The organism is Enterobacter sp. FUJ80071 (assembly GCF_038739915.1).
Taxonomy (GTDB): domain Bacteria; phylum Pseudomonadota; class Gammaproteobacteria; order Enterobacterales; family Enterobacteriaceae; genus Enterobacter; species Enterobacter kobei.
Genome location: NZ_JBBXKH010000001.1, coordinates 1388369 through 1409519, shown reverse-complemented (window position 1 = coordinate 1409519; position 21151 = coordinate 1388369). Strand labels below are relative to the sequence as shown.

The following is a 21151-nucleotide window of genomic DNA, read 5'->3' as shown; positions in this document are numbered from 1 at the left end:
GATTGATTAATTTTTAATGCCGCCATGAATACGACCCCAACGACAACCAAAGGTGAACAGGCCAAAAGCCAGCTGATTGCTGCCGCGCTGGCGCAGTTTGGCGAGTATGGCCTGCACGCGACCACGCGAGATATCGCCGCCCAGGCCGGGCAAAACATTGCGGCGATCACCTACTATTTTGGTTCAAAAGAGGATTTGTACCTCGCCTGCGCCCAGTGGATTGCCGATTTTATCGGCACACATTTTCGTCCGCACGTTGAAGAAGCCAGCGAGCTGTTGAGCCAGCCGACGCCGGATCGTGACGCTATCCGGCGGCTTATCCTGAATGCCTGCCATAATATGATCCGCCTGCTGACGCACGACGATACGCTCAACCTGAGTAAGTTTATCTCCCGCGAGCAGCTCTCCCCTACAACTGCCTATCAGCTGGTACACGATCAGGTCATTGCTCCGATGCATACCCACCTGACCCACCTGATCGCCGCCTATACCGGGCGGGACGCCAGCGATACCGTGACCATTTTGCATACCCATGCCCTGCTGGGTGAAATCCTTGCCTTTCGTCTGGGGCGGGAAACCATCCTGTTACGCACTGGCTGGACACAATTCGATGAGGATAAAGCCGCGCAGATTAGCCAGGTCATCACCTGTCATCTCGATCTGATCCTGCAAGGCTTAACGCAAAGGAGCCTGAAGTCATGAAAAAACCTGTCGCCATCATTCTGGTGGTTGTTGTTTTGCTTGCCGCGGGCGTCGGTGGCTGGCTGTGGTATCAGAGCCATCAGGACCGGGGCCTGACGCTGTACGGTAATGTGGATATTCGTACCGTGAATATGAGCTTCCGCGTGGGTGGCCGTCTCGCCTCGCTGAGCGTTGACGAAGGCGATGCCATTAAACGCGGGCAGACGCTGGGCATGCTGGATAAAGCCCCCTACGAGAACGCCCTGATGCAGGCCAAAGCCGGCGTTTCCGTTGCCCAGGCGCAATATGATCTGATGCTGGCGGGTTATCGTGACGAAGAGATCGCCCAGGCCGCCGCTGCCGTTAAGCAGGCGAAAGCTGCCTACGACTACGCGCAGAATTTCTATAACCGTCAGCAGGGGCTGTGGAAAAGCCGCACCATTTCAGCCAACGATCTGGAGAATGCGCGTTCATCCCGCGACCAGGCGCAGGCGACGCTGAAATCCGCGCAGGATAAATTAAGCCAGTACACCACCGGTAACCGCCCGCAGGACATTGCCCAGGCCAAAGCCAGCCTTGAACAGGCGCAGGCGCAGCTGGCCCAGGCAGAGCTGGATCTGCATGATACAACCCTCATCGCCCCGTCTGACGGTACGCTGATGACCCGTGCCGTGGAGCCGGGCAGCATGCTCAGCGCGGGCAGCACCGTATTAACGCTCTCCCTGACCCGCCCGGTCTGGGTGCGCGCCTACATTGACGAGCCAAATCTCGGCCAGATGCAGCCGGGCCGCGAGCTGCTGCTCTATACCGATGGTCGTCCGGATAAGCCGTATCACGGCAAAGTCGGCTTTGTCTCCCCCACCGCCGAATTCACCCCGAAAACCGTTGAAACGCCGGACCTGCGTACCGACCTGGTGTACCGTCTGCGCATCATCGTCACCGATGCGGACGACGCGCTGCGTCAGGGCATGCCTGTTACCGTAAAAGTGAACAACGGGGAACGACATGAATGACGCGGTTATCCAGCTCAACAATCTGGTCAAACGCTTCGCAGGGATGGACAAACCGGCGGTCGCCCCGCTGAACTGCACCATTCAGAAAGGCTATGTAACCGGCCTGGTCGGCCCGGACGGCGCAGGCAAAACCACGCTGATGCGGATGCTGGCCGGTTTGCTAAAGCCGGATGAAGGCACAGCCAGCGTGCTTGGCCTTGACCCCATCAAAGACGACGGCGCGCTCCACGCCATGCTCGGCTATATGCCGCAGAAGTTTGGTCTGTATGAAGATCTGACGGTGATGGAAAACCTGAACCTGTATGCCGACCTGCGCAGCGTGACCGGCGAAACCCGGCAGAAAACCTTCGCCCGCCTGCTTGAGTTCACCTCCCTCGGCCCGTTCACCGGCCGGCTGGCGGGCAAGCTCTCCGGCGGGATGAAGCAAAAGCTGGGGCTGGCCTGTACGCTCGTCGGCGAACCAAAGGTCCTGCTGCTGGACGAGCCCGGCGTCGGCGTGGACCCCATCTCCCGCCGTGAGCTGTGGCAGATGGTGCACGAGCTGGCAGGCGACGGGATGCTGATCCTCTGGAGCACCTCCTACCTCGACGAAGCGGAACAGTGCCGGGACGTGCTGCTGATGAACGAAGGCGAGCTGCTTTATCAGGGCGAGCCAACGACGTTGACGCAGAGCATGGCCGGACGCAGTTTCCTCCTCCACAGCCCGCAGGAGTCCAACCGCAGGCTGCTGCAGAGAGTGCTGAAACTGCCGCAGGTGAGCGACGGGATGATTCAGGGCAGGTCCGTGCGCGTAATCCTCAAAAAGGAGGCCACCGTCGAGGATATTCGCCGCGCGCCTGGCATGCCTGAAATTGAAATGGCAGAGACGGCGCCGCGCTTTGAAGATGCGTTTATCGACCTGCTGGGCGGCGCGGGGACATCGGAATCGCCTCTCGGCGCGATCCTCCACACGGTTGAAGGTACGCCGGGCGAGACGGTGATTGAAGCCAAATCCCTGACCAAAAAGTTCGGCGATTTCGCCGCCACCGATAACGTCAACTTTGCGGTAAAACGCGGCGAGATTTTTGGCCTGCTCGGGCCGAACGGCGCGGGGAAATCCACCACCTTTAAAATGATGTGTGGCCTGCTGGTGCCGACGTCCGGCAAGGCGCTGGTGCTGGATATGGATCTCAAAGTCAGCTCCGGCAAGGCGCGCCAGCATCTGGGCTATATGGCACAGAAATTCTCGTTGTATGGGAACCTGACCGTCGAGCAGAATCTGCGCTTTTTCTCCGGCGTGTACGGCCTGCGCGGGCGCGCGCAGAACGAGAAAATCCGCCGCATGAGCGATGCCTTCGGGTTAACGAATATTGCCTCCCACGCCACCGACGAACTGCCCCTCGGCTTTAAGCAGCGCCTCGCGCTGGCCTGCTCGCTGATGCACGAGCCCGATATTCTTTTCCTCGATGAGCCGACCTCCGGGGTGGATCCCCTCACCCGCCGCGAGTTCTGGCTGCATATCAACAGCATGGTGGAGAAAGGGGTGACGGTGATGGTGACCACCCACTTTATGGATGAGGCGGAATACTGCGACCGCATCGGGCTGGTCTATCGCGGCAAGCTGATTGCCCACGGCACCCCGGACGACCTGAAAAACCAGGCCGCCGACGATGCCGTGCCAGACCCGACCATGGAGCAGGCGTTTATCACCCTCATCCACGACTGGGATAAGGAGAATGCCCATGCGCAGTAACGCCCTTTCCTGGCGCCGTGTGCGCGCGTTATGCATAAAAGAGACGCGGCAGATCGTGCGTGACCCGAGTAGCTGGCTGATTGCGGTGGTGATCCCCCTGCTGCTGCTGTTTATCTTTGGCTACGGCATCAACCTCGACTCCAGCAAGCTGCGGGTCGGCATTTTGCTGGAACAGCAGAGCGAAGAGGCGCTGGACTTCACCCACGCCATGACCGGCTCGCCGTACATTGACGCCACCATCAGCGATAACCGGCAGGCGCTGATCCAGAAGATGCAGGCCGGGAAAATTCGCGGGCTAGTGGTCATCCCGGTGGATTTCGCCGCCAATATGGCGCGGGCGAATGCCGACGCGCCGATCCAGGTGATTACCGACGGCAGCGAGCCGAACACCGCCAACTTCGTGCAGGGCTACGTGGAGGGGATCTGGCAGCTATGGCAGATGCAGCGCGCCGAAGACCGGGGGGAGACGTTTGAACCGCTCATCGACGTGCAAACACGCTACTGGTTTAACCCTGCCGCCATCAGCCAGCACTTTATCATTCCGGGCGCGGTGACGATTATCATGACGGTGATTGGCGCAATTCTGACCTCGCTGGTGATCGCCCGCGAGTGGGAGCGTGGCACCATGGAGGCGCTGCTCTCCACAGAAGTGACGCGCGTCGAGCTGCTACTGTGCAAGCTCATCCCCTACTATTTCCTCGGCATGCTGGCGATGCTGCTCTGCATGCTTGTCGCCGTCTTTATCCTCGGCGTGCCGTACCGCGGCTCGCTGGTGGTGCTGTTTTTTATCACCAGCCTGTTTTTACTCAGCACGCTGGGGATGGGGCTGCTCATCTCCACCATCACCCGCAATCAGTTTAACGCCGCGCAGGTGGCGCTCAACGCCGCCTTTTTACCGTCGATTATGCTGTCCGGGTTTATTTTCCAGATAGACAGTATGCCAGCGGTGATCCGCGCCGTGACCTACATCATTCCGGCGCGTTATTTCGTGAGCACGCTGCAAAGCCTGTTCCTGGCGGGGAATATTCCGGTGGTGCTGATTATCAACACGCTGTTTTTAATGGCGTCAGCGGTGATGTTTATCGGATTGACGTGGTTGAAAACCAAACGGCGTCTGGATTAAGGAGCGAACATGTTTCACCGACTATGGACGTTAATACGAAAAGAGCTGCAATCCCTGCTGCGCGAGCCGCAAACCCGCGCCATTCTGGTTTTGCCGGTGCTGATCCAGGTTTTGCTGTTCCCCTTTGCCGCGACGCTTGAGGTGACCAACGCCACCATCGCCATTTACAACGAAGACAACGGTAAACATTCCGTCGAGCTGACGCAGCGCTTTGCCCGTGCAAAAGCGTTTACCCATATCCTGCTGCTGAAAAGCCCGCAGGAAATCCAGCCGACCATCGATACGCAAAAAGCCCTGCTGCTGGTGCGCTTCCCGGCAGATTTTTCCCGTAACCTGGATACCTTCCAGACCGCGCCGATGCAGCTTATCCTCGACGGGCGCAACTCTAACAGCGCCCAGATTGCGGCCAACTATCTGCAGCAGGTGGTGAAGAATTATCAGCAGGAGCTGATGGACGGCAAACCAAAGCCCAACAACAGCGAGCAGGTGGTGCGTAACTGGTACAACCCGAATCTGGACTACAAATGGTTTGTGGTGCCGTCGCTGATCGCCATGATCACCACCATCGGGGTGATGATCGTCACCTCCCTGTCCGTCGCCCGCGAGCGGGAGCAAGGTACGCTGGATCAGCTGCTGGTTTCCCCGCTCGCGACCTGGCAAATCTTTGTTGGCAAAGCGGTGCCGGCGCTGATTGTCGCGACATTTCAGGCCACTATCGTGCTGGGCGTGGGAATTTGGGCCTATCAAATCCCGTTTGCCGGTTCGCTGGCGCTGTTTTACTTCACGATGGTGATTTACGGGCTGTCGCTGGTGGGGTTTGGGCTGTTAATTTCGGCGCTGTGCTCGACGCAGCAGCAGGCGTTTATCGGCGTGTTTGTCTTTATGATGCCAGCGATTTTGCTCTCCGGGTACGTTTCCCCTGTCGAGAACATGCCGGTGTGGCTGCAGGACATCACATGGATAAACCCGATACGCCACTTCACGGACATTACCAAGCAGATCTATCTGAAGGATGCGAGTCTGGATATTGTCTGGGGGAGTTTGTGGCCGCTACTGGTCATAGCGGCCACGACGGGGTCAGTGGCGTACGCGATGTTTAGACGCAACATTTCGTAGCTTTTTCTCTTTGGTGAGCAATGAGACCACCGCAGGCCCTGCAAGGATTGCGAGACCCGCCAGGGCCAGCAGCAGGTTGTTTTGCAGCACGCGTGACAGCAGCCAAAGCACAATCATCGCGGCACCAAAGTACCAGGTGGTGGTGAGCTCTTCGAGCACATCACCCACCTCGCGCCAGCGCGCTTCATGGTGGCGCTGTAAGAACAGCATCGACAGCACGGTGACGCCATAGAGGACGCATAGCCCCAGGCCAACACGCACCAGCGTGCCGCTCATCCAGCCCATCACCAGTACGGCCACGACCAGTAAATGCAACATTATCTGCCAGCAACTTAACCCCGTTGCGACACGAACACGTTGTTGCCACTTCATGGCTTATCTCCTGAAGGATTTTTATCTGCTTAATCAGACTACCGCACTTTACGGAAAATTCCGTAACGCCGCATCTTTTTGTGACGCCGACTACACTTTATTTTCATTGGGATAGTCACTCAGGAAGGGGCTTATGACTCAAAAAATGCAGCATTTCTCGCTTAAAGTGCTGACGATAAACATTCATAAAGGCTTCACAGCATTTAATCGCCGCTTCATTTTACCGGAGCTGCGCGACGCGGTTCGCACCGTCAGCGCGGACATTGTCTGCCTGCAAGAGGTGATGGGCGCGCACGAGGTGCATCCCATGCATTTCGAGAACTGGCCCGATACGCCGCACTATGAATTTCTGGCCGACACGATGTGGAGTGATTACGCCTACGGGCGCAACGCGGTCTATCCGGAAGGCCATCACGGAAACGCGGTGCTGTCACGTTTTCCTATCGAACATTATGAGAACCGGGACGTTTCCGTAGGTGAGAGCGAAAAGCGCGGGCTGCTTTACTGCCGCATCGCGCCACCGGCACTCACGGTGCCCATTCATGTCGGTTGCGTGCATCTTGGCCTGCGCGAAGCCCACCGTCAGGCGCAGCTACAGATGCTGGCTGACTGGACCAATGCGCTTCCCGACGGTGAACCCGTGGTCGTGGCCGGTGATTTTAACGACTGGCGGCAGCGCGCGAACCATCCTCTGAAGGTCAATGCAGGGCTGGAGGAGATTTTTACCCGGGCCCATGGTCGCCCGGCACGGACGTTCCCGGTGCGCTTTCCCCTGCTGCGCCTGGACCGTATCTACGTGAAAAATGCCCATGCCAGCAGCCCGACGGCGCTGGCCTTACTTAACTGGCGACATCTGTCCGACCATGCCCCGCTCAGCGCGGAGATCCACTTATGAAATGTTCCTGGCAGGAAGGCAACCGGATCTCGCTGCTGGTCAACGGCGACGAGTATTACCCGGCCGTCTTTAAGGCGATTGATAACGCTAAGCAGAGAGTGATCCTCGAAACCTTTATCTGGTTCGAGGACGACGTGGGCAAACAGTTACACAGCGTACTGCTGCGTGCCGCCCGGCGCGGCGTCAAAATTGAAGCGCTGCTGGACGGCTATGGCTCACCGGACCTCAGCGACGGGTTCGTGAATGAACTGACCGCTGCGGGCGTGGTGTTCCGCTACTACGATCCGGGCCCGCGCCTGTTTGGCATGCGTACCAACCTTTTCCGGCGGATGCACCGCAAAATTGTGGTGGTGGATGAGACGGTGGCGTTTGTCGGCGGCATTAACTACTCCGCTGAACATATGTCCGACTACGGCCCGGAAGCAAAACAGGATTACGCCATTCGCATTGAGGGCCCGGTAGTGCAGGACATCGTATTATTCGAACTGGAGAACCTGCCGGGGAAAGAGGCCGTTCGCCGCTGGTGGAAACGCCGCCATCGCCCGGAGGAGAACCGCAAGCCCGGCGAAGCGCAGGCCCTTTTCGTCTGGCGCGATAACGGCGAGCACCGGGACGATATTGAACGCCATTACCTGAAGATGCTCGCCAACGCGAAGCGCGAAGTGATCATTGCTAACGCCTACTTTTTCCCGGGCTATCGCCTGCTGCATGCCATGCGTAATGCGGCCCGGCGCGGCGTACGGGTGAAGCTGATTGTGCAGGGCGAGCCGGATATGCCGATAGTCAAAGTCGGCGCGCGGCTGCTGTATAACTATCTGGTCAAAGGCGGCGTTCAGATCTACGAATATCGCCGTCGGCCGCTACATGGCAAAGTCGCGCTGATGGACGATCACTGGGCCACCGTCGGCTCCAGCAACCTGGATCCGCTGAGCTTATCGCTGAATCTCGAAGCTAACCTGATCATCCACGATCGCCAGTTTAATCAGACCCTGCGGGATAATTTGCAGGCCCTGATTGTTAACGACTGCGTGCGCGTGGATGAGTCTATGGTGCCGAAACGCACCTGGTGGAACCTGGGCATCAGCGTAGTGGTGTTCCACTTCCTGCGTCATTTCCCGGCGATGGTCGGCTGGCTGCCAGCGCATACGCCGAAGCTGGCGCAGGTGGACCCGCCGGTACAACCCGAAATGGAAACCCAGGACCGCGTTGAAGCGGAAGATGGAGGCAAACCCTGATGTCGAAATCACATCCGCGCTGGCGGCTGGCGAAAAAAATTCTCACCTGGGTGTTCTTTATTGCGGTCGCCGTGCTGCTGGTGGTTTACGCCCAAAAAGTTGACTGGGAGGAGGTGTGGAAAGTTATCCGCAACTACAACCGGATGGTGCTGCTGGGCGCGACAGGGCTGGTGATCGTGAGCTACCTGATGTACGGCTGCTACGACCTGCTGGGCCGGGCATACTGCGGCCACAAGCTGGCTAAACGCCAGGTGATGCTGGTGTCGTTTATTTGCTACGCCTTCAACCTGACGCTGAGTACCTGGGTCGGGGGGATTGGCATGCGCTATCGCCTCTACTCGCGTCTCGGGCTGCCGGGCGGGACTATAACCCGCATTTTTTCCCTGAGCATCACCACTAACTGGCTGGGCTATATTCTGCTCGGCGGGGTGATTTTCACCATCGGCGTGGTCCAGCTGCCCGCGCACTGGTACATCGATGAAGCCACGCTGCGCATTCTCGGCATCGTGTTGCTGCTTATTATCGCTTTTTATCTGTGGGCCTGCGCGTTTGCTAAACGCCGTCATATGACCCTCAGAGGGCAGAAACTGGTATTGCCGTCGTGGAAGTTTGCCATGCTGCAGATGGCGGTATCCAGCGCTAACTGGATGGCGATGGGAGCAATTATCTGGCTGTTGATTGGCGAGGACGTGAATTACTTCTTCGTGTTGGGCGTGCTGCTGGTGAGCAGTATCGCCGGGGTTATTGTGCATATCCCGGCGGGGATTGGGGTGCTGGAGGCGGTGTTCATTGCGCTTCTGGCCGGAGAGCATGTTTCTCAGGGAGCGATTATTGCCGCCCTGCTCGCCTACCGCATGCTCTATTACTTCCTGCCGCTGGCGCTGGCCACGGTCTGTTATCTGGTGCTGGAGAGTCGGGCGAAGAAACTACGGGCGAAGAATGAGAGGATGTTAGCGAAGTGAATAAGTCGGGTGGCGGCTTCGCCTTACCCGACCTACGGTTCGCGTTTCGTAGGCCGGGTAAGGCGAAGCCGCCACCCGGCAAAACAACCTTAACGACGGTTGCCGAAAATACGCAGCAACATCAGGAACAGGTTGATGAAGTCCAGATAGAGCGTCAGCGCGCCCAGAATCGAGTATTTGCGCAGGTTTGAACTGTCGCGCACGTCGATCTGCTCGCCGATGTTTTTCAGCTTCTGGGTGTCATACGCCGTCAGCCCAACGAAGACCACCACACCGATGTAGGTCACGGCCCACATCAGCGCTTCACTCTTCAGCCACAGGTTCACCAGCGACGCCAGCACAATCCCGATCAGCCCCATAAATAGCATGCTGCCGAAACCGCTCAGGTCACGTTTGGTGGTGTAGCCGTAAAGGCTCATCGCGCCGAACATCCCGCCGGTCACCACAAACGTGCTGGCGATGGAGGAGTAGGTGTAGACGATGAAAATACTGGAAAGCGTCAGCCCCGTTAGCGCCGAATAGAGCATAAACAGCGTGGTCGCCATCCCCGCACTGAGCTTTTGCACCAGCCCGGAGAGGACAAACACCAGCGCCAGCTGCGCGATAATCAGCCCAAAGAAGGTGATTTTGCTGGAGAAGATAAACATCATCAGTTCAGGCGTGTTCGCCGCATACCACGCGATAAACGCGGTAAGCAGCAGGCCAACTGTCATCCAGCCGTACACCTGAGCCATATACGTCTGCAGGCCGCTACGGGTCTGCTGTACTATTGAATCGGAACGCGGAAATCGGTCCATGATTCACTCCTGATTAAGATTAAGTAGACACACACGTTAAGATTAACACATCCACGTCAACCGACTACCAACGGCTGGCGGCTTGTTTATCGCTATCGCGGGATTCCACCCAGCGCTCCCCTTCCGGCGTCGCTTCCCGCTTCCAGAACGGCGCTTTAGTTTTGAGATAATCCATCATGAACTCCCCTGCCGCAAACGCGCTGCCGCGGTGCGCGCTGGTCACGCCAACGAAAACAATCTCTTCGCCTGGCCACATCTCGCCGATGCGGTGGATCACCGTGACGCGCCCGAGCGGCCAGCGGCCACGCGCTTCTTCCACAATGGCCGCCAGCGATTTCTCCGTCATGCCCGGGTAGTGCTCCAGCGTCAGCGCCTTTACGCTGTCACCGAGGTTGTGGTTACGCACCTTGCCGGTGAACGTCACGACCGCGCCGTCTTCGTCACGCTCGGCCAGCCAGTCATATTCTGTCCCCACGTTAAAACGCGCCGGGCTCACCAGAATTCGGGTCTCAGCCATCTTAACCCCCTGTGACCGGCGGAAAAAAGGCCACTTCATCCCCTGCGGTTAGTGGATGGCTGAACTCAACCAGCGTCTGGTTCACGGCGGCCAGCAGCTTACTTTCGTCCAGCGCCAGCGCCCAGCGTTCGCCCTGTGCGGCCAGATGCGCACGCAGGGCGGCGACGTTTTCAAAAGAGCCCTCCAGCGTCAGGCTGTCGGTATTCACCAGCTCGCGCACATGGGCAAAAAAGAGCACCTTAATCATGGCTGTCCACCTTAAAATCACCGGATTTGCCGCCGCTTTTTGCCAGCAGGCGAACCGGGCCAATCACCATATCTTTCTGCACCGCTTTACACATGTCGTAGATGGTCAGCGCGGCAACGGAGGCTGCCGTCAGGGCTTCCATCTCAACGCCGGTCTTCCCGGTTAAGCGGCACAGGGACTCAATGCGCACCCGATTATGCTCCGGCTGCGCCTGCAGGTTCACTTCCACCTTGCTAAGCATCAGCGGATGGCAAAGGGGAATGAGGTCCCAGGTGCGCTTGGCGGCCTGAATACCGGCGATGCGGGCGGTGGCAAAGACGTCACCCTTGTGGTGGCTGCCGTCGATAATCATCGCCAGCGTTTCCGGCTGCATGGTAACGAACGCTTCCGCGCGCGCCTCGCGCACCGTTTCCGCTTTGGCGGAGACATCCACCATATGCGCTTCGCCGGCGGCGTTAATGTGGGTCAGTTGTGACATAGCTTATTTCTTTAAATGGGGATGGAAATTACACGGACGGGTACGGGCATCCAGCTGCGGGGCGATGATGTTTTCCCATGCGGTACGGCAGGCTTTGGTCGAGCCCGGCATGGCGAAAATCAGGGTGTTGTTGGCCACCCCGGCGACGGCGCGCGACTGCAGCGTGGAGGTACCAATCTCCTCAAAGGAGAGCATGCGGAACACTTCGCCGAAGCCTTCCACTTCGCGGTCAAACAGCGGGATCAGCGCTTCAGGCGCCTGATCGCCTGCGGTAAAACCGGTGCCGCCGGTGATCAATACCACCTGCACTTCATCGCTGGCAATCCACTGCGAAACCTGCGCGCGAATGGCGTAGCGGTTCTCTTTCACAATCGCTTTATCGACGATGTGATGCCCCGCATCATGGGCCGCCTCGCGCAGCCAGTGGCCGGACGTATCATCCTCTTCGCCACGGCGGTTGGAAACGGTAAGAATAGCAATGCGTGTCGGGATAAATTCTGCGCTTATCTGACTCATCTTCTGATTCCTTCTTAAGCCTGATCACCCGCCAATATAAGACAGGTTCTGAGTAATGCCGGTGTTGCCCTGATGCAGGAAGTGGGTCTGTTTTTTGTGCGTCAGCGCTTCAGAAATGCGCGCTTCAAGCGCGGCCTGTTGAGCATCGTCTTCCAGCAGATCGCGCAGATCTACGCCGCCGTCGCCGAACAGGCAGAGATGGAGCTTGCCCACGGAGGAGACGCGCAGACGGTTACAGCTGGCGCAGAAGTCTTTCTCATAGGGCATGATAAGGCCAATCTCACCCTCGTAATCCGGGTGGCAGAAGACCTGCGCCGGGCCGTCGCTGCGCTGGCGGATCTGGTGGATCCAGCCGCGTTTGAGCAGCTCGTCGCGCAACACCATGCCGGAAATGTGATGGCGGCGGAACAGGTCACTGCCCTCACCGGTTTCCATCAGCTCGATAAAACGCAGCTGGATGGGGCGAGATTTTATCCACGCCAGGAAGGTATCGAGCTGATGATGGTTCACATCACGCATCAGCACCGTATTGACTTTGACTTTCTCGAACCCGGCCGCAAATGCCGCGTCGATGCCGTCCATCACCTGGCGGAACTTGTCCTGGCCGGTAATGGCATGAAACTGGCGGGCATCGAGGCTGTCCACGCTGACGTTGATGGCGGTTAAGCCCGCGTCGCGCCAGGTCGCCACATCACGCGCCATCCGGTAACCGTTGGTGGTCACCGCAATCTGGCGGATATGTTCGTTTTCACGCACGGCGGCAATGATGTCGGGGAAATCACGGCGCAGAGAAGGTTCGCCTCCGGTCAGCCTGACCTTTTCGGTGCCAAGCCCGGAGAACGCGCGCGTAACGCGGCGCACCTCATCCACGGAGAGAAAGCCGTTATTGGTGACGCTGCCCGGTTTGTAACCGTCGGGCAGGCAGTAGGTGCAACGGAAGTTGCACACATCGGTAATCGACAGACGTAAGTAATAAAACTTACGCGCGAAAGCATCAGTCAGTTGTGAAGCCATGTACACCTTTCCAGATACGGGAGGCACAGTCATTTCTTTCTGTACCCTGGTGGCAGATCCGCCACGGCCAGAGCGCCATATCTTTCGACACAGGCACAAAGGCTAGAGTGTATGTTTTCAAATTCGAAAACGTGGTTATGGCGATAGTAGCGCGGAAATTCTCACTTCGCCATCATCGCCTTTCGCTATATAATTATGTATATAGCGACTCAATCGTGCATTTTCGCTACAGAATACCTAAAAACCCTCTTTTCGCATTGATATACGTCATTTTGCTTCGTATGAGGCATCGTCTTTTAGGGGTAGTTCAGGTAGTGTTACGCAGATCAAACATGATAAGGAACGGGTATGCGCAATCGCACTTTTGCGGATCTTGACCGAGTGGTCGCTCTTGGCGGAGGCCACGGTCTGGGCCGGGTGATGTCCTCTTTGTCGTCACTGGGCTCAAGGCTGACAGGGATAGTGACAACCACCGATAATGGCGGCTCAACCGGGCGGATCAGACGTGCCGAAGGCGGCATCGCCTGGGGGGATATGCGCAACTGTCTCAACCAGCTGATTACCGAACCGAGCGTCGCATCAGCGATGTTTGAGTACCGTTTTGGCGGCAACGGGGAACTTTCCGGGCATAACCTTGGAAATTTAATGCTTAAGGCGCTGGATCACCTGAGCGTGCGCCCGCTTGAAGCCATCAATTTGATACGAAATCTGCTGAAGGTGGATGCGTTCCTGATCCCGATGTCAGAACAGCCGGTGGATTTAATGGCCATTGATGCTGACGATCACGAAGTGTACGGCGAAGTGAATATCGACCAGCTTCTGCTGCCGCCCAAAGAGCTGATGACCTACCCGAGCGTACCGGCGACGCGTGAAGCCGTCGAAGCGATTGGCGAAGCGGATTTAATCCTGATTGGCCCGGGCAGTTTTTATACCAGCCTGATGCCGATCCTGCTGGTCAAAGAGCTGGCGCAGGCGCTGCGTCGCACCCCTGCTCCGATGGTTTACATCGGTAATCTGGGGCGTGAGCTGAGCCCGGCGGCGGCAAGCCTGTCGCTGGCAGACAAACTGAGCCTGATGGAGCAGTACGTCGGCAAGAAAATCATCGACGGCGTGGTGGTTGGGCCTAAGGTGGATGTCTCCGGTATCGGCGAGCGGGTGGTGATTCAGGTGCCGCTGGAGGCCAGCGATATTAAATACCGCCACGACCGCCATCTGCTGCGCGAAGCGCTGGAGAAGGCGATTCAGGCGCTGGGTTAGGTTCGTTTTATGCGGCCTGTTGCCCTCACCCCGGCCCTCTCCCACAGGGAGAGGGAGAAAACACATCACCAACTCACGATGCCGCAATAAACAAATCCCGCAGCTGATGAAGCTGATCGCGGATCTGTGCCGCCTCTTCGAACTCCAGGTTCTGGGCGTGCTGCATCATCTGCGCCTCCAGCTCGTGGATCTTCTGCTGCAGCGCTTTCGGCGTCAGTACGACGGTATCTTCTTCCACCACGGAACGCGCCTTGCCGCGGCCTTTCGCTTTGGTCTTCGCAATGTTCTGACCGAGCGCCAGAATATCCACCACTTTCTTGTTCAGCCCCTGCGGAGTAATGCCGTGCTCTTCGTTATAGCGCTGCTGTTTCTCACGGCGGCGTTCCGTTTCGCCAATCGCTTTCGCCATCGACGGGGTAATTTTGTCGCCGTAGAGAATCGCTTTGCCATTGACGTTACGCGCGGCGCGGCCAATGGTCTGGATCAGCGAGCGCTCGGAACGCAGGAAGCCCTCTTTATCCGCGTCCAGAATCGCCACCAGCGAGACTTCCGGCATATCCAGCCCCTCTCGCAACAGGTTGATCCCTACCAGCACGTCAAACTCACCCAGACGCAGATCGCGGATGATCTCCATACGCTCCACGGTATCGATATCCGAGTGCAGATAACGCACCTTCTCGCCGTGCTCTTCCAGATACTCGGTCAGGTCTTCCGCCATACGCTTGGTGAGCGTGGTCACCAGCACACGCTCGTTGATGGCGGCACGCTTGCGGATCTCAGAGAGCAGATCGTCCACCTGGGTCGCCACCGGACGCACTTCGATAATCGGATCCAGAAGCCCGGTCGGACGAACCACCTGATCAATCACCTCATCGCCCGATTTCTCCAGCTCGTAGTTGCCCGGCGTGGCCGACACGTAGATAGTCTGCGGCGCCAGCGCCTCAAACTCTTCAAACTTCATCGGACGGTTATCCAGTGCCGACGGCAGACGGAACCCGTACTCCACCAGCGTCTCTTTACGCGCGCGGTCACCGCGGTACATCCCGCCAATCTGCGGAATGGTGACGTGGGATTCGTCTATCACCAGCAAGCCGTCGGCCGGAAGGTAGTCAAACAGCGTCGGCGGCGGCTCACCCGGCCCACGACCGGAGAGGAAACGGGAGTAGTTTTCAATACCGGAGCAGTAGCCGAGCTCGTTCATCATCTCCAGATCGAACTGGGTTCGCTGGCTCAGGCGCTGCTCTTCCAGCAGCTTATTGTTCGCCAGAAGCACCTTACGGCGTTCTGCCAGCTCCACTTTGATCTCTTCCATCGCCTGCACGATACGCTCGCGCGGCGTCACGTAGTGCGTTTTAGGGTAGATGGTAAAACGCTGGATCACCGACTCAACGTGACCGGTTAGCGGGTCAAACAACGATAAACGTTCAACCTCTTCATCAAACAGCTCAACGCGCAGCGCCATATCGTCCGATTCCGCCGGGAAGATGTCGATCACCTCCCCGCGCACGCGGAACGTTCCGCGCTGAAATGCCTGGTCGTTACGGGTGTACTGCAACTCCGCAAGACGGCGCAAAATCGCACGCTGATCGATGATCATCCCCTGCGTCAGGTGGAGCATCATCTTCAGATAGAGGTCTGGGTCGCCCAGGCCGTAAATCGCCGAAACCGACGCCACCACAACCACATCGCGACGCTCCAGAAGCGCCTTGGTCGCCGACAGTCGCATCTGCTCGATGTGTTCGTTCACTGAGGCATCTTTCTCGATGAAGGTGTCAGAGCTCGGCACATAGGCTTCCGGCTGGTAGTAATCGTAGTAGGAGACGAAATACTCAACGGCGTTCTCCGGGAAGAACTCTTTCATCTCGCCGTAAAGCTGTGCCGCGAGGGTTTTGTTGGGGGCAAGCACCATCGTAGGGCGCTGCAGATCCGCGATCACGTTGGCGATGGTGAACGTTTTACCGGAACCGGTTACCCCCAGCAGCGTCTGGTGCGCAAGCCCATCTTCCAGCCCCTCTTCCAGACGACGGATCGCCTCAGGCTGATCGCCAGATGGACGGAAAGCAGAATTCAGTTTGAACGGTTTACTCATGGGCGACGACCTGATGACGTTATAAGCGGCAGGTGAGTAATTTTACTCGTTGTTGCCAGGAATGCCAGTAAAAAACACTGGATGAAAAACCAGTAGCATGTCAGGATATTTAGCATAGCGGCTTAAGGATTAGCGCGTTAATGGATAAAATTTCGACTCTGACGAGATAAAAAACCAGTCAACGTGGGTTATCCCCAGAACTTTTTCTTTTTTAACATTTGTCAAGCCAGGTAATGAGAGTTTTATGGCAGCGCGTGACACTTTCATTACGGTAATTGCTTTTATCTAAGCAATTAAATTTTAAACGATATTTTCTAAAGCCGCGTTTCGCGTCAATTTGGGCGAAAGCCGCGTCTTCTCTCGCTTATCGCGTGTTTTCTAACTCTAATGCACATGGTTATCCACAGGAATAGTGGATAACTGCTTCCAGCCCGTGCAGAGTGCCGCTCGGCAAATTCCCGGATTTTCCCACGAGACGGCAACAAAAAATTTTTATCGCTATTTTTTGTCGATAAACAGTTGCGTCATTCATAACCACCTGATGGGATCTTGCTCACATTTCCGCCATTTTCCCCTGCACCACGACTCAACACCGCCAGCACCGTCGATGTGCAATTCCGGGTTTCCTTACCCCACTTAGTGGTGGAACATTCTTAAAAAAGCCGCTTTTTTAATCACTTCACGGTTTCTGGCAGGGGTTTTGCACAATCAAAAACCGAGCGTCACCGACACATTTTTAAGGAGAGAAAGATGTTGAGTCTGCGTGCAGTGAATCAGTTTTACGGAAGCCAACATACGCTATGGAACGTGGATTTAGATTTTCCGCAAGGGATGTGTACCGGCGTTGTTGGCCTGCCAGGGATGGGAAAAACCACCCTAATGAATTGCATTGCCGGGAAAGTGCCCGTGGATAGCGGCACCATCATCTGGCATGAAGCGGGTGCGCCGCCGCGTGATTTACTCAGCCAGACGGCCGAACAACGTTCCGGACCGGGGATTGGCTATGTCCCGCAGGACAGGCGGATTTTTTCTCAGCTGACTATTGAGGAAAATTTACACATTGCCATGCGGGCGATGGATAAATCCGACCCGGCAGCGAAAAGTGAAGTGTACGAGCTCTTTCCCGAACTTTACGCGCTGCGTCAGACGCGAGGCAACGCCCTTTCGCCAGAGGCGCAGTATCAGCTTGCTCTGGCAAATGCGCTGGTCAATCGCCCGCGTATGTTGATTCTGGATGAACCTATGCACGGTGCCGGCCAGGGCTTTGCCCATAAGCTTGCACAACTGCTGGTACGGCTAAACCGGGAGCTTGGGATGACGGTGCTGCTGGCAGAACAGCAGCTGTCGTTTATCCGCCGGGTTGCGGATCGGTTTTGCATGCTCTATCGCGGACGTAACGTGGCACAGGGCCACGTTAACGAACTCAACGATGAGCTTATTGCCCACTGGATGTCGCTGGAAGCAAGACGCTGAGGTCAAGATACTGACCGGTTTCGGCCTGTTCGGCATCGTCTGCAAGCCAGGGGATCTCCCCCAGGAATGGTGCGGGGAGCACCCGTTTGAGGGTCGTCAGATACTCATGGTGTCGCTTGCCCGGCGTGACCACGTCGTTGGCTATCCAGCCCGCGAGACGCAGCCTTGCCTGCTGAACGGCCTGCGCCGTCAACATGGCGTGGTTAATACAGCCGAGCTTGATGCCGACAACGAGTATGACCGGGAGTTGCTCGGCCTGCACCCAGTCAGCAAACGTCTGGTCCTGAGAGAGCGGCGTAAACCACCCGCCTGCACCTTCCACCAGCACCCAGTCGGCCTGGCTTTCCAGGGTTCGTAACCCGGCAGAGAGCACGGCAAAATCAATCGGACGGCCTTCATCAGCGCTGATAATGTGCGGCGAGGTCGGCTCGGCAAAGGTATACGGGTTCACCGCTGAATAGGCGAGTTCGAGCGTGCTGTTACGCTGAAGCGCCAGCGCGTCGGTGTTACGTAACCCCTCCGCCGTCATCTCGCTGCCGGAAGCCACAGGCTTATACCCGGCGGTGTTTTTCCAAAGCTTTCGCGCCGCCTGCAAAAGGGCAGCGCTGGCAACCGTCTTGCCCACTTCCGTATCCGTCCCGGTGACAAAATAACGTTCAGTCACGTTCAATAATCCCATGAAAAAGTTGATAAGAGAGCGGGAACTGGCCCCGCTGCTGCGGCCAGGCCAGCTCAAGGCGCTGCAGCTGGCCCCGGGTCAGCGGTTTTTTCTCGCGCCCGGCATGCAGATGAGTGGCGCCAATGCCCTTCAGCGAGCGCATCGCGCTTAAAGCATCGCTAAAATCGAGAGTGATGGTCTGCACCGTACTGCGATAGCGCCAGCCTGCCAGGGCCTGCGTAACCTGCTCATATGACAAAAAGCGGTTGGCGTGCGGCTGTTCATCCACCGCCTGCCATGCCTGATTGAGCTCAGGTAACGAGCTTTCCAGTAGCGTGGTAAACGCCACCTTGCCGCCCGGGCAGGCGACGCGATAAAGCTCGCTCAACGCCTGCGGCAGGCTGCTGCACCACTGCACCGCCAGATGGCTCCAGACCAGATCGAATTGCGCGTCCGCCAGCGGAATCGCCTCGATGTCCGCCACCAGATAACGATGCGCAGCCTGCTGCTGGCGCGCCTCATCCAGCATAGCGGGAGACAGGTCGATGGCCGTCACGTGACTTCCCGCCTCGCGCCAGAGTCGGCTATTCCCGCCGGGGCCGCACCCGGCGTCAAGCACCTGGGTAAAGCGCCTCTCGCCGAGCAACGTCATCAGCCCCTGTGCGCTCTGGCGCTGCAGTTCATCGTGCTGTGAATAGCTGCGCGCGGCCCGGCCGAACGCCGCCGCAATGGCCTGCTTATTGACTGGCAACATGCAGCGCCTCCAGCAGTGCAGCAATATCCTCGGTCTCGTGCGCCGCCGTCAGCGTGAGCCGCAGACGCGCCGTGCCCGGCGGTACGGTGGGTGGACGAATAGCCGTGACCCACATCTCCCGATCGCGCAGCGTTTGTGCCAGGGAGAGCGCCTGAGCGTTTTCCCCTACGATCACCGGCTGGATGGCACTTTGCGAATCAGTACTGCGGAAAGGAAGCGCCGCCAGTCCCTGACGGAAGCGGCAGATATGCTCTGCCAGCCGCTGGCGACGTTCCTCCCCTTCTGCGCTACGAATGACGGCCAGGGACGCAGACAACGCCACGGCCTGCGCCGGTGGCATGCTGGTGCTGTAGATCAGGTGCCGGGCAAACTGCAGCAGATAGTCTGCAACGGACTCGCTGCACAGTACGGCGGCGCCACTCACGCCAAAACCTTTGCCGAAAGTGACTATCAGCAGCTCCGGCCTGACGCCTTGCTGGTGAACACTTCCCCGCCCTTCATCACCCGTCACGCCGATACCGTGGGCATCGTCGACCAGCAGCCAGGCATGTTGCTGTCTGGCAGCCTCGTGCAGTACGGCAAGCGGTGCGCTGTCGCCGTCCATGCTGAATACCCCTTCCGTGACCACCAGCTGTTGCCCCTCGCACGGTTTATCCAGCAGCGCAGCGAGTTGCCCCGCATCGTTATGGGCAAAGCGGCGCAGCTGAGCCGGACTCAAACTTGCCGCTTCCAGCAGCGAGGCATGGCTTAAGCGGTCGGCGACAATGCGGTCGTCCTTCCCCATCAGGGCGGTAATCACCGCCTGATTGGCGGCAAAACCCGAAATAAACAACAGCGCGCGCGGGTAGCCCAGCCAGTCGGCAAGCGCCTCCTCCAGCGCCTGATGTGCCGGGGTGTAGCCGCTAACGTGCCCCGATCCACCGCTGCCCACGCCAAACCGCTCTGCCCCCTGCTGCCAGGCGCGAACGATAGCCGGATGCTGGCTAAGACCGAGATAATCGTTACTGGAGAAGTTACGGTAACGCCGACTGTCGCGGGTCAGAAAACGGCCTGCGCCGTTTTCGACCACCTTGCGTACGCGAAACGCATCAGTCGCCCGACGCTCGTCGAGCGCCGACTGGATACGTGCCTGCCAGGTCATACTGCTGCCGCGTTGTAGAACTGGTCGGTGTCGGCATTGAAAATCTGCTGCTCCAGCTGCTGCTGTTGCTCGTTATCGCCCGTCAGCACCTCGGTCTGATGCGGGTTCAGCCCCAGCTTGCGGAACAGCTGAACGTCTTTGTCTTCCTCCGGGTTCGGCGTGGTCAGCAGCTTGCAGCCGTAGAAGATGGAGTTGGCCCCGGCCATAAAGCACATTGCCTGGGTCTGCTCGTTCATCTGCTCACGGCCCGCAGAAAGGCGTACATAAGAGGTCGGCATCATGATGCGCGCCACCGCGATAGTGCGAATAAAATCAAACGCGTCCACGTCTTCGTTATCCGCCAGCGGCGTGCCTTTGACCTTCACCAGCATGTTAATCGGGACGCTTTCCGGCGGCGTTGGCAGGTTCGCCAGCTGCAGCAGCAGACCCGCACGATCTTTCACCGTTTCACCTAAGCCCACAATACCGCCGGAACAGACTTTGATCCCCGCGTCACGCACTTTGTCCAGCGTATCCAGACGCTCCTGATAGGTGCGCGTGGTGATGATGTTGCCGTAAAACTCCGGCGAGGTATCGAGGTTATGGTTGTAGTAATCCAGTCCTGCCGCCGAGAGGCGCTGCGCCTGTTCTTCGTTCAGCGTTCCGAGCGTCATACAGGCTTCGAGGCCCATCTCCTTCACCCCTTTCACCATCTGCTCCAGATACGGCATATCGCGATCGTGCGGGTTCTTCCACGCCGCCCCCATGCAGAAGCGTGTCGAGCCGGCGTTTTTCGCCTTACGCGCGGAGTCGAGCACCTGCTCTACTTCCATCAGGCGTTCGGATTCAAGACCGGTTTTATAGCGTGCGCTCTGTGGGCAATATTTGCAGTCTTCAGGACAGGCGCCGGTCTTGATCGACAGCAGCGTGCTGACCTGAACATGGCGCGGATCGAAGTGCTGACGATGCACCTGTTGGGCTTCAAACATCAGCTCAAGGAAAGGTTTATTGAATAATTCAGTAACTTGCGACATCGTCCAGCGTGCGTGGTGAGCCATCGGGCTTCTCCAAAGGGTTTTGTTAATTTTCGGTTCGGTTTATA

Annotated in this window: 22 protein-coding genes and 1 riboswitch; of the genes, 10 read left to right on the top strand and 12 right to left on the bottom strand. The window is 57.9% G+C overall.

Features of this window, described 5'->3' with window-relative positions:
* Positions 1-24: 24 nt before the first annotated feature.
* From cecR to AAER43_RS06740, 5 genes are read left to right on the top strand one after another with little or no spacing between them, the layout of a single operon-like run.
* On the top strand, positions 25-702 hold the full coding sequence (gene cecR, locus AAER43_RS06760; RefSeq protein WP_014883093.1) for a transcriptional regulator CecR: 678 nt from the start codon (positions 25-27) through the stop codon (positions 700-702).
* A complete protein-coding gene (gene hlyD / locus AAER43_RS06755) occupies positions 699-1694 on the top strand; it encodes a secretion protein HlyD (protein WP_023332458.1) in 996 nt (331 codons plus the stop codon). The genes cecR and hlyD overlap by 4 nt, the downstream gene beginning before the upstream one ends.
* Positions 1687-3426 carry an ATP-binding cassette domain-containing protein gene (locus AAER43_RS06750; RefSeq protein WP_014883091.1) on the top strand — a complete coding sequence of 580 codons (1740 nt, stop codon included), beginning with the start codon at positions 1687-1689 and terminating at the stop codon, positions 3424-3426. The genes hlyD and AAER43_RS06750 overlap by 8 nt, the downstream gene beginning before the upstream one ends.
* Positions 3416-4549: an ABC transporter permease gene (locus tag AAER43_RS06745; protein WP_023332456.1), complete on the top strand. Its 1134-nt coding sequence runs from the start codon at positions 3416-3418 to the stop codon at positions 4547-4549. The genes AAER43_RS06750 and AAER43_RS06745 overlap by 11 nt, the downstream gene beginning before the upstream one ends.
* A gap of 9 nt (positions 4550-4558) precedes the next feature.
* Positions 4559-5665 carry an ABC transporter permease gene (locus tag AAER43_RS06740; RefSeq protein ID WP_057057594.1) on the top strand — a complete coding sequence of 369 codons (1107 nt, stop codon included), beginning with the start codon at positions 4559-4561 and terminating at the stop codon, positions 5663-5665.
* Here AAER43_RS06740 and AAER43_RS06735 read toward each other — a convergent pair.
* Positions 5627-6037, bottom strand: coding sequence for a YbhQ family protein (locus tag AAER43_RS06735; protein WP_014883088.1), 411 nt, complete (start codon positions 6035-6037; stop codon positions 5627-5629). The genes AAER43_RS06740 and AAER43_RS06735 overlap by 39 nt on opposite strands.
* Positions 6038-6170: 133 nt before the next feature.
* On the opposite strand from AAER43_RS06735, the gene AAER43_RS06730 reads away from it, so the two are divergent.
* From AAER43_RS06730 to AAER43_RS06720, 3 genes are read left to right on the top strand one after another with little or no spacing between them, the layout of a single operon-like run.
* Positions 6171-6932 carry an endonuclease/exonuclease/phosphatase family protein gene (locus AAER43_RS06730; protein WP_023332454.1) on the top strand — a complete coding sequence of 254 codons (762 nt, stop codon included), beginning with the start codon at positions 6171-6173 and terminating at the stop codon, positions 6930-6932.
* Positions 6929-8167 carry a cardiolipin synthase ClsB gene (clsB, locus tag AAER43_RS06725; RefSeq protein WP_014883086.1) on the top strand — a complete coding sequence of 413 codons (1239 nt, stop codon included), beginning with the start codon at positions 6929-6931 and terminating at the stop codon, positions 8165-8167. The genes AAER43_RS06730 and clsB overlap by 4 nt, the downstream gene beginning before the upstream one ends.
* A complete protein-coding gene (locus AAER43_RS06720) occupies positions 8167-9129 on the top strand; it encodes a YbhN family protein (RefSeq protein ID WP_014883085.1) in 963 nt (320 codons plus the stop codon). The genes clsB and AAER43_RS06720 overlap by 1 nt, the downstream gene beginning before the upstream one ends.
* 89 nt (positions 9130-9218) lie before the next feature.
* On the opposite strand, the gene AAER43_RS06715 is transcribed toward AAER43_RS06720, so the two are convergent.
* The 6 genes from AAER43_RS06715 to moaA all read right to left on the bottom strand — a co-directional run bounded on the left by AAER43_RS06715 (position 9219) and on the right by moaA (position 12698).
* Complete coding sequence (locus AAER43_RS06715; RefSeq protein WP_014883084.1) at positions 9219-9926, bottom strand: Bax inhibitor-1/YccA family protein; 708 nt, start codon at positions 9924-9926, stop codon at positions 9219-9221.
* A 64-nt stretch (positions 9927-9990) separates the two neighbouring features.
* Positions 9991-10443, bottom strand: a complete 453-nt coding sequence (gene moaE / locus AAER43_RS06710; RefSeq protein ID WP_014883083.1) for a molybdopterin synthase catalytic subunit MoaE — start codon at positions 10441-10443, stop codon at positions 9991-9993.
* 1 nt (position 10444) lies between these two features.
* Positions 10445-10690 carry a molybdopterin synthase sulfur carrier subunit gene (gene moaD / locus AAER43_RS06705; RefSeq protein ID WP_050861554.1) on the bottom strand — a complete coding sequence of 82 codons (246 nt, stop codon included), beginning with the start codon at positions 10688-10690 and terminating at the stop codon, positions 10445-10447.
* Complete coding sequence (gene moaC, locus AAER43_RS06700) at positions 10683-11168, bottom strand: cyclic pyranopterin monophosphate synthase MoaC (RefSeq protein ID WP_014883081.1); 486 nt, start codon at positions 11166-11168, stop codon at positions 10683-10685. Before moaC ends, moaD begins: the two co-directional genes overlap by 8 nt.
* Before the next feature lie 3 nt (positions 11169-11171).
* The gene (gene moaB / locus AAER43_RS06695) at positions 11172-11684 is read right to left on the bottom strand and encodes a molybdenum cofactor biosynthesis protein B (RefSeq protein ID WP_057057592.1); all 513 of its coding nucleotides are present in this window, start codon (positions 11682-11684) and stop codon (positions 11172-11174) included.
* A 24-nt stretch (positions 11685-11708) separates the two neighbouring features.
* Complete coding sequence (gene moaA, locus AAER43_RS06690; protein WP_045269736.1) at positions 11709-12698, bottom strand: GTP 3',8-cyclase MoaA; 990 nt, start codon at positions 12696-12698, stop codon at positions 11709-11711.
* Positions 12686-12820: riboswitch (molybdenum cofactor riboswitch) on the bottom strand. It overlaps the preceding gene by 13 nt.
* A gap of 226 nt (positions 12821-13046) precedes the next feature.
* Between moaA and yvcK the strand changes: the two genes are divergently transcribed.
* Positions 13047-13955: a uridine diphosphate-N-acetylglucosamine-binding protein YvcK gene (gene yvcK / locus AAER43_RS06685; RefSeq protein ID WP_045281104.1), complete on the top strand. Its 909-nt coding sequence runs from the start codon at positions 13047-13049 to the stop codon at positions 13953-13955.
* Between the two features lie 73 nt (positions 13956-14028).
* Here yvcK and uvrB read toward each other — a convergent pair whose 3' ends face one another.
* Complete coding sequence (gene uvrB, locus AAER43_RS06680) at positions 14029-16044, bottom strand: excinuclease ABC subunit UvrB (RefSeq protein ID WP_014883077.1); 2016 nt, start codon at positions 16042-16044, stop codon at positions 14029-14031.
* Between the two features lie 750 nt (positions 16045-16794).
* On the opposite strand from uvrB, the gene AAER43_RS06675 reads away from it, so the two are divergent.
* Positions 16795-17517: an ATP-binding cassette domain-containing protein gene (locus AAER43_RS06675; RefSeq protein WP_023332449.1), complete on the top strand. Its 723-nt coding sequence runs from the start codon at positions 16795-16797 to the stop codon at positions 17515-17517.
* Here the strand turns inward: AAER43_RS06675 and bioD are convergent.
* The 4 genes from bioD to bioB are packed head-to-tail and all read right to left on the bottom strand — an operon-like array spanning position 17480 to position 21107.
* Positions 17480-18181 (bottom strand): dethiobiotin synthase, encoded by a 702-nt coding sequence (bioD, locus tag AAER43_RS06670; RefSeq protein ID WP_050861548.1) that lies wholly within the window; start codon positions 18179-18181, stop codon positions 17480-17482. The two genes, AAER43_RS06675 and bioD, sit on opposite strands and share 38 nt — an antisense overlap.
* Positions 18174-18929: a malonyl-ACP O-methyltransferase BioC gene (bioC, locus tag AAER43_RS06665; protein WP_050861546.1), complete on the bottom strand. Its 756-nt coding sequence runs from the start codon at positions 18927-18929 to the stop codon at positions 18174-18176. The genes bioD and bioC overlap by 8 nt, the downstream gene beginning before the upstream one ends.
* Positions 18913-20070, bottom strand: a complete 1158-nt coding sequence (bioF, locus tag AAER43_RS06660; RefSeq protein ID WP_014883073.1) for an 8-amino-7-oxononanoate synthase — start codon at positions 20068-20070, stop codon at positions 18913-18915. Before bioF ends, bioC begins: the two co-directional genes overlap by 17 nt.
* A complete protein-coding gene (gene bioB, locus AAER43_RS06655; RefSeq protein WP_008501133.1) occupies positions 20067-21107 on the bottom strand; it encodes a biotin synthase BioB in 1041 nt (346 codons plus the stop codon). Before bioB ends, bioF begins: the two co-directional genes overlap by 4 nt.
* Positions 21108-21151: the final 44 nt, after the last annotated feature.